11 protein-coding genes and 1 pseudogene are annotated in these 12,394 nt (G+C 36.0%); 9 read left to right on the top strand and 3 right to left on the bottom strand.

Annotated features, from left to right (window positions below; genetic code table 11):
• Nucleotides 1–109 precede the first annotated feature (109 nt).
• The 5 genes from fumA (at nt 110) to truA (ending at nt 5,646) form a co-directional block, all read left to right on the top strand.
• Complete coding sequence (gene fumA, locus RCJ96_RS21205) at nt 110–1,630, top strand: class I fumarate hydratase (RefSeq protein ID WP_000413516.1); 1,521 nt, start codon at nt 110–112, stop codon at nt 1,628–1,630.
• A gap of 126 nt (nt 1,631–1,756) precedes the next feature.
• Nucleotides 1,757–2,539: a delta-lactam-biosynthetic de-N-acetylase gene (gene pdaA / locus RCJ96_RS21200; RefSeq protein ID WP_000681213.1), complete on the top strand. Its 783-nt coding sequence runs from the start codon at nt 1,757–1,759 to the stop codon at nt 2,537–2,539.
• Between the two features lie 59 nt (nt 2,540–2,598).
• Entirely contained in the window at nt 2,599–3,462 is an 864-nt protein-coding gene (locus RCJ96_RS21195) for a DNA-3-methyladenine glycosylase family protein (protein WP_416504605.1), read from the top strand.
• Between the two features lie 10 nt (nt 3,463–3,472).
• Nucleotides 3,473–4,852, top strand: a complete 1,380-nt coding sequence (gene rlmD / locus RCJ96_RS21190) for a 23S rRNA (uracil(1939)-C(5))-methyltransferase RlmD (protein WP_000615223.1) — start codon at nt 3,473–3,475, stop codon at nt 4,850–4,852.
• A 56-nt stretch (nt 4,853–4,908) separates the two neighbouring features.
• On the top strand, nt 4,909–5,646 hold the full coding sequence (gene truA, locus RCJ96_RS21185) for a tRNA pseudouridine(38-40) synthase TruA (RefSeq protein ID WP_416504606.1): 738 nt from the start codon (nt 4,909–4,911) through the stop codon (nt 5,644–5,646).
• A gap of 53 nt (nt 5,647–5,699) precedes the next feature.
• On the opposite strand, the gene RCJ96_RS21180 is transcribed toward truA, so the two are convergent.
• Both RCJ96_RS21180 and RCJ96_RS21175 read right to left on the bottom strand, forming a co-directional pair.
• Nucleotides 5,700–5,897 (bottom strand): hypothetical protein, encoded by a 198-nt coding sequence (locus RCJ96_RS21180; protein WP_000063856.1) that lies wholly within the window; start codon nt 5,895–5,897, stop codon nt 5,700–5,702.
• A gap of 149 nt (nt 5,898–6,046) precedes the next feature.
• Nucleotides 6,047–7,449, bottom strand: a pseudogene (locus RCJ96_RS21175) (sigma-54 interaction domain-containing protein).
• 274 nt (nt 7,450–7,723) lie between these two features.
• Between RCJ96_RS21175 and RCJ96_RS21170 the strand changes: the two are divergent.
• From RCJ96_RS21170 to RCJ96_RS21160, 3 genes are all read left to right on the top strand, one after another.
• A complete protein-coding gene (locus RCJ96_RS21170) occupies nt 7,724–7,978 on the top strand; it encodes a biotin/lipoyl-containing protein (protein WP_000859492.1) in 255 nt (84 codons plus the stop codon).
• 99 nt (nt 7,979–8,077) lie between these two features.
• Complete coding sequence (locus RCJ96_RS21165; RefSeq protein WP_242304625.1) at nt 8,078–9,499, top strand: amino acid permease; 1,422 nt, start codon at nt 8,078–8,080, stop codon at nt 9,497–9,499.
• A 95-nt stretch (nt 9,500–9,594) separates the two neighbouring features.
• Nucleotides 9,595–10,875, top strand: coding sequence for an acetylornithine deacetylase (locus RCJ96_RS21160; protein WP_001001564.1), 1,281 nt, complete (start codon nt 9,595–9,597; stop codon nt 10,873–10,875).
• Between the two features lie 94 nt (nt 10,876–10,969).
• Here RCJ96_RS21160 and RCJ96_RS21155 read toward each other — a convergent pair whose 3' ends face one another.
• Nucleotides 10,970–11,623: a helix-turn-helix domain-containing protein gene (locus RCJ96_RS21155; RefSeq protein ID WP_001123720.1), complete on the bottom strand. Its 654-nt coding sequence runs from the start codon at nt 11,621–11,623 to the stop codon at nt 10,970–10,972.
• Between the two features lie 129 nt (nt 11,624–11,752).
• On the opposite strand from RCJ96_RS21155, the gene RCJ96_RS21150 reads away from it, so the two are divergent.
• Nucleotides 11,753–12,364 carry a manganese efflux pump gene (locus RCJ96_RS21150; protein WP_000100725.1) on the top strand — a complete coding sequence of 204 codons (612 nt, stop codon included), beginning with the start codon at nt 11,753–11,755 and terminating at the stop codon, nt 12,362–12,364.
• Nucleotides 12,365–12,394 lie beyond the last annotated feature (30 nt).

Raw genomic sequence — 12,394 nt, 5'->3', positions numbered from 1 at the left:
TTCATGTATGCTTGAATAGCGTGAAACAAATAAAAAGCTGCAGAGCATAATAGTGGAAATTTCAGCTCATAACGTTTTGGTAGCGTTCACAATTGAGGGGGAAGTAACAATGGAAAAGCTTCAAGAAAGCATGTATCAACTAATTGTTGAAACGTCAACGAACTTACCGAAAGATGTTCGTCGTGCGATTCAACAAGCGAAAGAGCGAGAAAATGCAGGGACTCGTTCTGCGATGGCACTTGGCACAATTACAAATAACATTAAAATGGCTGATGATAACATCTCGCCAATTTGCCAAGATACAGGGATGCCAACGTTTAAAATTTATACACCAGTTGGTGTGAATCAATTAAAGTTGAAGGAAGCTATCTATAATGCGCTTGAGCGGGCGACAAAAGATGGAAAACTTCGTCCAAATTCTGTTGATTCTCTTTTTGGAGACAATAGTGGAAATAATTTAGGACCAGGTACACCGGTTATTAAGTTTGAACAATGGGAAAAAGATTATATTGATGCACGTTTAATCCTAAAGGGGGGTGGCTGTGAGAATAAAAATATTCAGTATAGCTTACCGTGTGAACTAGAAGGACTTGGACGAGCTGGCCGTGATTTAGAAGGGATTCGTAAATGCCTTCTTCATGCGGTATATCAAGCACAAGGTCAAGGATGTAGTGCAGGTGTAATTGGTGTTGGTATCGGGGGAGACCGCACATCAGGTTACGAATTAGCAAAAAATCAATTATTCCGTACATTAGATGATGTCAATCCAATCCCAGAATTACAACAACTTGAAGAATATGTATTAGAAAATGCGAATAAGCTTGGCATTGGTACGATGGGATTTGGCGGAGAAACAACTTTACTTGGCTGTAAAATTGGCGTGTATAACCGTCTGCCAGCTAGTTTCTACGTATCTGTGGCGTATAATTGCTGGGCATACCGTCGCCTTGGTGTAACAATCCATCCTGAAACAGGTGAAATTATGGATTGGTTATATCAAGAAGGTGAAGATACACTGGAGCAAGAAGTACAAGAAAAAACGGAGCAGCGTGAAATTGTATTACAAGCGCCAATTACAGAAGAGCAAATTCGTGAACTTCGCGTTGGTGATGTTGTAACAATTAATGGCATGATGTATACAGGTCGTGACGCAATTCATAAGCATTTAATGGATAACGATTGTCCAGTAGATTTAAATGGACAAATTATTTACCACTGTGGTCCAGTTGTTGTGAAAGATGACAATGACAATTGGCAAATTAAAGCGGCAGGTCCAACGACAAGTATTCGTGAAGAACCGTACCAAGGTGATATTATGAAGAAATTCGGTATTAGAGCTGTCATTGGAAAAGGCGGTATGGGTGCGAAAACATTAGCAGCTTTAGAAGAACACGGTGGTGTATATTTGAACGCAATCGGTGGTGCAGCGCAATATTATGCTGAATGTATTAAAGAAGTGAAAGATGTTGATTTCTTACAATTTGGTATTCCAGAGGCAATGTGGCATTTACGTATCGATGGATTTAAAGCAGTTGTAACAATGGATTCTCACGGTAATAGCTTACATGCAGATGTTGATAAAACATCACTTGAAAAATTAGCTAGCTTTAAAGAGCCAGTATTTAAGTAAACAAAAATGCATCTCGAACGATTCGAGATGCATTTTTTTGGTATATATAGAAAAACATGTTCAGCATGAAAGAATGCGTAGCAACAGAAACTACGAGTACGATTATATATGGAAAGGAGACTATTTATGAAACATAAATGGTTATATATCGGTCTCATTTTTTCAATTATGATGGCACTTGTTCCAGTTTCGGCACTAGCTTATACAAATACTCCACATAACTGGGGAATCCCGCGCCCTAAAAATGAAACAGTACCAGATGCAGGAAAGTTATATACAGATTTGCTACAAAAAAATGGTGGTTTTTATTTAGGGGATACGAAGAAAAAGGATATTTATTTAACATTTGATAATGGATATGAGAATGGATACACAGGAAAAATCTTAGACGTATTAAAAGAAAAAAAAGTACCAGCAACTTTCTTTGTAACGGGGCATTATATTAAAACACAAAAAGATTTATTGTTAAGAATGAAGAATGAAGGACACATTATTGGAAACCATTCGTGGAGCCATCCTGATTTCACAGCGGTAAATGATGAGAAACTTCGTCAAGAATTAACGAGTGTAACGGAAGAAATTAAAAAAGTAACCGGGCAAAAAGAAGTGAAATATGTACGTCCTCCGCGCGGCGTATTTAGTGAAAGAACGTTAGCTCTTACGAAAGAGATGGGCTACTATAATGTATTTTGGTCACTTGCATTTTTAGATTGGAAAGTGGATGAGCAAAGAGGATGGCAATATGCGCATAATAATGTTATGACGATGATTCATCCAGGATCTATTTTATTACTTCATGCAATATCAAAAGATAATGCAGAAGCACTTGCGAAAATCATTGATGATTTGCGCGAGAAAGGGTATCATTTTAAAAGTCTAGATGACTTAGTAAAAAGCAATCAACCGTAAGCATGTATGCTTGCGGTTTTCTCATGCTATAATGATGTGTAAAAAGGATGGGGAAACGTATGTGGAGCGAACATGTTACGTTAGAGTATCCGTATCATTTTGAAGAAGTATTAAAACGTTTATCTTTTGATCCTCTTAACGTCATTCAATTAGATGAGAAAGTTATTTATGTCCCGCTTTGTATAGACGAGGAACAGATTGTTGTTCGCCTGCAAGGGATTGGTACTGTTCAAAATCCACAGTTTTGGATTTCTAGTCAGACAGGAGATCCAGAGAAAGTTATGAAACGAATGAGGGCCATTTTTCATTGGAATGAACCGTTTCAAGATATACAAAATCATTTTTTAAACACATCATTACGTCCACTATTTGAAACATATGCTTATACTCCAATTATTTTAGAGTTTGATTATTTTGCTTGTCTTCTTCGTTGTATCATTCATCAACAAATAAATTTGAAATTTGCTACTGTGTTAACAGAACAGTTTGTGAAACGATATGGAACAGAGAAGAACGGTGTATTCTTTTTCCCCACTCCAGAAATAGTAGCAAATATTTCAATAGAGGAATTGAGAGAGCAGAAGTTTAGTCAGCGAAAGGCTGAATATATAGTAGGATTAGGTCGAAGTATTGCCAGCGGTACATTAAATTTAGCGAGTATAGAAACCAAGGCGGAAGAAGAGGTTTCAGCACAATTGTTACCAATTAGGGGGATTGGTACATGGACAGTGCAAAACTTTTTAATGTTTGGGCTTGGACGGAAAAATATGTTTCCGAAAGCGGACATTGGGATTCAGCGTGCAGTACAAGGTGTATTTCAATTAGATGATAAACCTGATGATGTATTTTTAGAAAAAGTGAAACAAGAGTGTGAACCATACTGCAGTTATGCAGCGTTATATTTATGGAAAAGTATAGAGTAGAGGTGTAATAATGATACAAAAGCAACATGAGAGTAAGTTGGAAGTTGGTCAAACGTTTCCTGTGACAATTAAACGTCTTGGGATTAACGGAGAAGGCGTTGGTTATTTTAAGAGACAAGTTGTCTTCATTCCCGGGGCATTACCAGGAGAAGAAGTTGTTGCTGAAACGACGAAAATTCAGCGTGGCTTCGCTGAAGCGAAAGTGAAAAAAGTTCGTAAAGCTTCACCACATCGCGTGAAAGCACCATGTCCGGTATATGAAGAGTGCGGCGGTTGCCAATTACAACATTTAGACTATAAAGAACAATTAAATCAAAAGCGTGATATCGTTGTACAAGCATTCCAGAAGTATATGAACAACGGTTTGGAAGAGAAAATTCGTCCGACGCTTGGCATGGAAAATCCATGGCATTATCGTAATAAGAGTCAACTACAAGTGGGGCGTAAAGACGAAAAGGTTATTACAGGACTGTATAAACAAAATTCACATCAGTTAATTGATATTGCTCATTGTATGATTCAACATAAAGCAACGAATGAAGCGACAAAAGTTGTAAGACGTATTTTAGAAAAATTAAATGTTTCTATTTACAATGAGAAAAAACAAAAAGGTTTAGTACGTACAATTGTGACACGTACTGCAGTGCAAACAGGGGAAGTACAAGTTACACTTATTACAACAAAAGAAGAGTTGCCAAATAAAGAACAATTTATTGCAGAAGTACAAAAACAGATGCCAGCTGTTAAATCAATTATGCAAAATGTAAACTGGCGTAAAACATCTGTTATTTTCGGTGATAAAACATTTAAATTAGCTGGAAAAGAAGTAATTCAAGAAACACTTGGTGATTTATCATTTGAATTATCAGCACGTGCATTCTTCCAGTTGAATCCAGAACAAACAGTTGTTTTATACAATGAAGCGAAAAAAGCCGCTGCTTTAACTGGCAATGAGAAAATTGTAGATGCGTATTGTGGTGTTGGTACAATCGGACTTTGGCTTGCAAATGATGCAGCGGAAGTACGTGGTATGGATGTAATTCCAGAAGCAATTGCAGACGCAAGAAAAAATGCGAAGCGTCACGGATTTACAAATACGAAATATGAAGCAGGTAAAGCTGAACAATGGCTACCGAAATGGGTAAAAGAAGGATGGCGTCCAGATGTAATTGTTGTCGATCCACCTCGTACAGGTTGCGATGATAAATTACTGGAAACAATTTTAAAAGTGAAGCCGAAACAAGTTGTTTACGTATCTTGTAACCCTTCTTCATTAGCACGTGATGTACAAGCGTTAATGAAGAGCTATGAAGTGGAATATGTACAACCAGTTGATATGTTCCCGCATACAGCTCATGTAGAAAATGTAGTGAAGCTTGTTAGAAAGTAAAGTGTATTTATATTCCCTCACGATATGAGGGAATATTTTCTATGAAGGAGAATAAAATGAACAATTATAAATTAACGATTCAGTACGACGGTGCCCGTTTTAAAGGGTGGCAACGTCTCGGTAATAACGATAATACGATTCAAGGAAAAATTGAAAGTGTCATTTCCGAAATGGTCGGAAAAGAAACTGAAATTATCGGTTGTAGTAGAACAGACGCTGGTGTACATGCTTTGAATCAAGTTGCTAACTTTCAAAGTGATGAGAAGTTAGTGGAACATAAAGTAAAAAAATATTTAAATCAATATTTGCCAAATGATATTAGCATTACAAATGTGGAAGAAGTACATGATCGATTCCATGCTCGTTACAATTCTAAAGCAAAAACATACCTTTATAAAATTTGGAATGAAGAGCACACGAACCCATTTATGCGTAAATATAGCATGCATGTGAATAAAAAATTAAATGTGAAAAGCATGAAAGAAGCTGCGAAACATTTAGTTGGTTCACATGACTTTACTGCTTTTTCAAATGCAAAATCAAAGAAAAAGTCTATGGTGCGAGAAGTATATACACTTGAAGTGATGGAAGAAGCAGGATTTGTACAAATTAGAGTAAGTGGTAACGGATTCCTTCATAACATGGTCCGAAAAATTGTTGGAGCATTAATTGAAGTTGGGTTAGGACAATTAGATGCAGAGGCGATTCCACACATTTTAGAGGCGAAACAACGTAATCAGATTAATTGCCTTGCTGAGGCAAGTGGTTTGTATTTGGAGAATGTTGAGTTTTAATAATCAGTAAAAAAATCGAGCTGTGTAGGCTCGATTTTTTTTATGCTTTAGCGTTAAGAAGATCTTTCTTTCTTCATACGTATCTTCAAATTCCAAAAAGCAGCAAGCATAATAGCTGCAAAAGAGCCGCTAAGTGTTGCTAGTAGCTTTGCATAAGGATAGGCATTTATATCAACTAGTAACATCATACATACAATGGTAGGGAAGAAGGCTAAGTATTGTAATAATTTTAATTTTTTATCATTACTCATATATATCGTTCCTTTCGAGTATGTTATATGTTCATTATAGCATATTTTACCAACTTTTTATTTGTACATTAAAGCAGATTTATGCTGCATTAACAAGCAATAAAAGTCGAATTGGTGAGGGCTAGTAATCCACTCATCCAAGCTTCATTTCATATGTGTAAATGCAATTTTTTAATTCGATATTGTAAGTTTTGCCTACTTAATCCTAAAAACTTTGCAGCTTGTGAAATATTACCGTGATATTCTTTTAGAATTTGATCGATGTAGTTCTTTTCCATTGCTTCTATTGTGTGTTTTAATGTTTTAGGTGTATCAGTATCGTTATTAGTTAGGAAAGGTTGCGTATTGAATTCTTTTTTATTCGTTCGCGAAAGCGAGTGGGAAGATGAAACGCTGTAATAATATTTTCATCTTCAACCAAGTTCATTGAACCTTCAATGATATGTTCCAATTCTCGTACATTTCCAGGCCAATCATATGCATACAAGAATTCTCTTACATGTACATCTATATCTGTTACGCTAAGTTCAAATTGAATGTTGTACTTTTCGATAAAGTGCTGAACAAGAGCGGGAATATCTTCTTTTCGTTCGCGTAACGGCGGGAGGCATAAAGTAACGACGCTTAATCGGTAATATAAGTCTTCAAGTAATCGATTGTGTGTAATAGCTTCAAGAGGGTCTTCATTAATAGTTGCTATAATGCGAACATCAATTTCTTTTTCTTGTGTGCCTCCGACTCTTCGTATTGTTTTTTCTTGTATAGCCCGCAGTAACTTCGCTTGAAGTGCTGGACTTAACGAATTGATCTCATCTAATAACAAAGTTCCTCCGTTCGCTTCTTCAAATAAACCGGCTTTATCGATAGCTCCTGTAAATGCACCTCGGTTCGTACCAAATAATAAACTTTCCATTAACGTATCAGGTATAGCGGCACAGTTTTGTGAAATAAATGGTTTGCCTGAACGCTGGCTTTCATTATGGATACTTTGTGCAAATAGTTCTTTCCCAGTGCCTGTCTCTCCTACGAGAAGTATAGAGGAGGATGTACGAATTACCCTTTTTCCTTCCGCAATGATTGATTGAATGGCTTCAGAATCACCAATTATGTGATCAAAGGTAAACTTATTATTTTGTTTTCGGGAAAGGTTTGTTTTCATTGTTTGTTTAGAATTGCTAATCTCTTTTGAAATTTCAATAGCGCCTTTAATTTTTCCATTTTCTATTATAGGGAAAGTATTGTTAATCGTCGTAATTTCTTGCCCTTTATTGTTAAAATAAGTTTGTTTTATATTTTTGTTTGTTTTTCCTAATTTTAATGCTTCTATAAGAGTACTATTTTTATTTTCTTCAAATGCGAATACTTCTAAAGGATTTTTATATAGCACATCTGAGCGCTCCATTGATTCAATTTCCATCATTTTACGGTTATAGATAATCGTTTTACCTTCCTCATTAATAATATGAATCCCGATATCGAGTTCATTGAGCAAAGTTTCATATAGCATATTCATTTCAATGATCTGTTTCAAATTAATTTCTTCTGTACGCATAGATTATCTTCTCCTCATTTCACCCTATGAAGACTGACTTTTTATAATTTTATTAAAATTCTTATAAAACCGCAAAATTTTTTTGCAATTTTCCTTTTAAAACTTCTTACACGGTAGAAAAAATTTGCGGTTATGAAGATTTTTTTGTGAGGAACCCTTATTTTAAATAGGAATTTAAGATTGGTACGCATTTTGCATAAAGAATAGTTGAAATCTCTAAAGGAGGGATATGCAACGTTTCAGTACCAATTAATAAGAAGGAGGAGTGTATAAAGTGAAGACGGTTATAGAAGGCGTGTATAGTCCTTGTTACGGGAAAGTTGAGAAGTTATTTGTTACGGAAAGTTCTTACGTATACGAATGGGAGAAATTAGCATTAATTGAAACAATAGATAAACAGAAAGTAGAAATTAAGGTAGGAATCAGTGGGTATATCGAGTCATTAGAAGTAGTAGAAGGACAAGCTATCGCTGATAAAAAGCTATTAATAACGGTGAGGGATGATCTTTTAATAACAGGTAGTGATTAATACTATGTATTTTGCTCTTTTCAATAATTATTTTTCGTATAAAAAAATTTAAAAATGCTTACATGAAATGGGTTTCCAAAGGGAAAAGGGGGGATTTGTATGATGGATCAAAACCAAGTATTAAAAAGGGAATTGAAAAGCAGACACATATTTATGATCGCACTTGGAGGAGTTATTGGTACCGGACTTTTTTTAGGATCGGGGTATACAATTCATGAAGCTGGACCTGGAGGAGCGATTGTAGCTTATCTTGTTGGAGGATTTGTTATGTATTTAACGATGCTCTGTCTCGGAGAATTAGCTGTTGCGATGCCTGACGCAGGATCTTATCAAACGTATGCTACGAAGCATATTTCCCCTGCAGCGGGTTATGTAGTCGGATGGATGTCGTGGCTAAACTGGTCGGCTACAATAGGTATTGAACTAATTGCAGTTAGTATTTTAATGAAACGCTGGTTTCCTGATGTACCGTCTTGGATTTGGTGCGTAGTGTTTGCGGTACTACTTTTTGCTATTAACGCGTTATCTTCAAGAAGTTTTGCAGAAGTTGAATTTTGGTTTGCAAGTATTAAAGTCATTACAATCATTGCATTTATTATTTTGGGTGGGGCAGCGATGTTTGGTTTTCTAGATATGAAAGGAAATGAACCAGCACCAATGTTCTCTAGTTTTACTGATTATGGTGGATTGTTTCCAAATGGATTATCCGCTATTTTAATTACGATGATTGCTGTTAATTTTTCCTTCCAAGGAACAGAGCTAGTTGGTATTGCAGCTGGAGAGAGTGAAAATCCAGAGAAAACGATCCCGAAGGCAATTAATAATACAGTTTGGCGTATACTTGTGTTCTTTGTATTATCTATTTTCATTCTTGCAGGATTATTCCCATGGCAACAAGCAGGAGTGATAGAAAGTCCATTTGTAGTTGTATTTGATAAAATTGGTATTCCTTATGCAGCCGATATTATCAATTTCGTTATTATTACAGCAGTATTATCCGTTGCGAATTCAGGATTATATGCAACTTCTCGTATGCTATGGTCTATGTCTAATCAAGGAATGATTAGTCCGATTTTTGGTAAGTTATCTAAAAATGGTGTTCCTATTTATGCGTTGATTGTAAGTACGATTGTAGGTTGTCTTTCATTACTATCAGGTATTTATGCGGAAGATACAGTTTATTTATGGTTACTTTCCATTGCTGGGTTCGGAGCGATATTAGTTTGGGCATCTATTGCTCTATCTAACTTATTAGCTAGAAGGTCATATATAAAGCAGGGCGGGGATGTGAAGGACTTGAAATTTAAAACACCGCTGTATCCATTCGTTCCACTGCTTGCGTTAGTATTAAATATAACAGTAATTGTAGGTATGGCCTTTATTCCAGAACAAAGAATGGCATTGTATTGTGGTATTCCCTTTATGATTGTTTGTTTACTGTTTTACCGTGCGACAAGAAATAAGGGGGGTAACTTAGAGCATATTGAAAAGACAAAGACAACAGAAATAGAAAGTTTATAATAGTGATTAATTTGGAGACTGTAAAATTGTAAACAGTCTCTTTTTTTGTGAAAATAAAGCTGGGAATATACTACGTATGCAAAGGGGAATTAGCGATGAATGAAGAAGTTGCACAGTTATTAGAACAGATTGATCTACGAAAAAATGAGTTACTAGAGCTTACAAAAACATTAATTCGTTTTGAAACACCAGCACCGCCGGCGAGAAATACAAATGAGGCGCAAGAATTTGTTGCACAGTTTTTAAGAAAACGAAATTTTAGTGTTGATAAATGGGATGTATATCCGAATGACCCGAACGTTGTTGGGGTGAAAAAAGGGATAGAAAGTGACACATATAAAAGTCTTATTATTAATGGGCATATGGATGTAGCGGAAATATCAGCAGATGAGGCGTGGGAAACGAATCCGTTTGAGCCATTTATAAAAGATGGTTGGTTAGTTGGACGTGGTGCAGCAGATATGAAAGGGGGACTGGCTGGGGCACTATTTGCTATTCAGCTTTTACAAGAAGCTGGCATTGAATTACCTGGAGATTTAATCTTTCAATCCGTAATTGGGGAAGAAGTTGGAGAGGCGGGAACACTTCAATGCTGTAAAAGGGGATATGAAGCTGATTTTGCAGTCGTAGTGGATACGAGTGATTTACATATGCAAGGACAGGGGGGCGTAATTACTGGATGGATTACTGTGAAAAGCCCCCAAACGTTTCATGATGCAACACGTAGGCAAATGATCCATGCAGGGGGTCGTTTATTCGGAGCGAGCGCGATTGAAAAAATGATGAAAATTGTGCAAAGTTTACAAGAATTAGAGCGTCATTGGGCAGTCATGAAAACATATGAAGGCTATCCATCTGGAACAACAACAATTAATCCAGCTGTTATTGAAGGCGGAAGACATGCAGCATTTATTGCGGATGAGTGCCGGTTATGGATAACAGTACATTTTTATCCGAATGAAACACATGAACAAATAATAAAAGAAATTGAAGAGTATATTGGGAAAGTGGCAGCTGCTGATCCATGGCTAAGTGAAAATCCACCACAATTTAAGTGGGGCGGAGAATCAATGATTGTGGATCGTGGCGAAATTTTTCCTTCTTTAGAAATAGATAGTGAACATGCAGCTGTAAAAACGCTTAGCTCAGTACACGAATCAATTCTTTCTAAAAATGCAATTTTAGATATGTCTGCAACGGTAACGGATGGTGGTTGGTTTAGTGAATTTCATATTCCGGCCGTTATTTACGGACCAGGTACATTAGAGGAAGCTCATTCAATAAATGAGAAAGTAGAAATAGAACAGTTAATTGAATTTACAAAAGTAATAACAGCATTTATATACGAATGGTGTCATACGAAAAAAATAGATTAGTATGTTGAAATCGTACAGGTATGTATACTTGTACGATTTTTTAGTGAACTATTTCAGAGTTGGATAGAAACAACTGAAATAGTTCTTTATTTTTCTATGTCTTTCGTTTTAGCTCAATTAATTTCTCTTTCGCTAATTCAACAGCAATTGCATCATCTAAATAACCAATTGGAAAGAGATAGTCGGGAATAATATCTGTCGATAAAATGAAATACAGTAATGCGCCGCCAAGAACTGCACGCTCTTCTTTTGAAATCGTTTCATTGCAAAATTGTTGATACATATCCGTTAATTGTTCAATGAAAGGACCAGCACTATCAATTTGTTCTAACTTGCTTGCAAAACTTTCATGAATACGTTTTTCACCCTCTGTTGTTTGCGCATATCGTTCATAGTTTTCAAGTTCTTGTTTTACGCGGGTTGTTGTGTAGTCGAAATCGAATAAGTTAGAGGATTGCAGCGTTTGCTGAATGGTATCAAGAGATGTGTACATATCCGTCTTTTCTTTATTAATGTGAGGAGAATCCGGATACATTTCATCGAATAACAATTGGGGTGGAACTTGCAGACATTCTGCGAATTTTTGTAGGTGTTTTTGTTTTGGCGGTTGTTTACCATTCATAATTCTTGAGATTGTTGCGGGATCAATATTTGTAAGCATTCCGAGTTGACGCATAGATAAGGCACGTTCTTTTAAAAGTTTTTTTATTAATCTACTAAGCCGCTCATTTGGATTTTCTTTAGGCATAGCGAAGGCACTCCTTTTTATTGTTGAAAAAATGTTGAGCATTTATTACATGTATATGAAACAGACAGGCACAGTTGCTCAACATTTTCATAAGATGCATTGAAAAGTGAGAAAAAGGGGTGGCTATTTATGAGTACGGCAGGTCTATTTTCAATTTTTTTAATTGGGATTGCTTCTAATTTAGATAATGCAGGTGTTGGGATTGCATATGGCATTCGTAAAATTAGAATTTCGTGGTTCAACAATTTTATCATCGCATTTTTTGGTTTTTTATTTACTTTATTAGCTGGATTTTTTGGGAACTGGATTGCGTTATTTATTTCAGAGTTTACAGCAAACTTGATTGGAGCAATCGTTTTAGGGATAATCGGTGTGTTTATTTTGTGCCAGCCTTTCTTGGGGCAAAGAAATACCGTAGGCTCTAAAGATGGTAATGTACTTATGGGGATTTTACGTGATCCAGAAAAAGCAGATTTTGATGGTTCTAAAACAATTAGTTTTTCAGAAGCAATTGTTTTAGGGATTGCGTTGTCTATTAATAATATTGCAGGTGGATTTGATGCTGGAGTAACAAACTTGAACCTTTGGCTTACAGCAACTATTTCTGGGGTGTTTAGTTTTATTTGCATAAGTGGTTTTGCGTATGTAGGAAAACGATATTTAGCAGAATACTTAGGGAAATGGGCTACGGTTATTGCGGGCGTGTTATTAATTCTTATCGGGATAGATCAGTTGTTGTAAGGAGAGTAGAAAACAAGGTTCGAGTATTTC

This window comes from Bacillus sp. BSL6, assembly GCF_052928345.1.
Note: the sequence above shows the minus strand (reverse complement) of the source record. Positions and strands in the feature narration are given on the sequence as shown.

What these genes read in the sequence shown, in the direction of transcription:
- fumA (WP_000413516.1), top strand. Translation starts at nt 110, where the DNA reads ATGGAAAAGCTTCAAGAAAGCATGTATCAACTAATTGTTGAAACGTCA.
- pdaA (WP_000681213.1), top strand. Translation starts at nt 1,757, where the DNA reads ATGAAACATAAATGGTTATATATCGGTCTCATTTTTTCAATTATGATG.
- RCJ96_RS21195 (WP_416504605.1), top strand. Translation starts at nt 2,599, where the DNA reads ATGTGGAGCGAACATGTTACGTTAGAGTATCCGTATCATTTTGAAGAA.
- rlmD (WP_000615223.1), top strand. Translation starts at nt 3,473, where the DNA reads ATGATACAAAAGCAACATGAGAGTAAGTTGGAAGTTGGTCAAACGTTT.
- truA (WP_416504606.1), top strand. Translation starts at nt 4,909, where the DNA reads ATGAACAATTATAAATTAACGATTCAGTACGACGGTGCCCGTTTTAAA.
- RCJ96_RS21180 (WP_000063856.1), bottom strand. Translation starts at nt 5,897, where the DNA reads ATGAGTAATGATAAAAAATTAAAATTATTACAATACTTAGCCTTCTTC.
- RCJ96_RS21165 (WP_242304625.1), top strand. Translation starts at nt 8,078, where the DNA reads ATGATGGATCAAAACCAAGTATTAAAAAGGGAATTGAAAAGCAGACAC.
- RCJ96_RS21160 (WP_001001564.1), top strand. Translation starts at nt 9,595, where the DNA reads ATGAATGAAGAAGTTGCACAGTTATTAGAACAGATTGATCTACGAAAA.
- RCJ96_RS21155 (WP_001123720.1), bottom strand. Translation starts at nt 11,623, where the DNA reads ATGCCTAAAGAAAATCCAAATGAGCGGCTTAGTAGATTAATAAAAAAA.
- RCJ96_RS21150 (WP_000100725.1), top strand. Translation starts at nt 11,753, where the DNA reads ATGAGTACGGCAGGTCTATTTTCAATTTTTTTAATTGGGATTGCTTCT.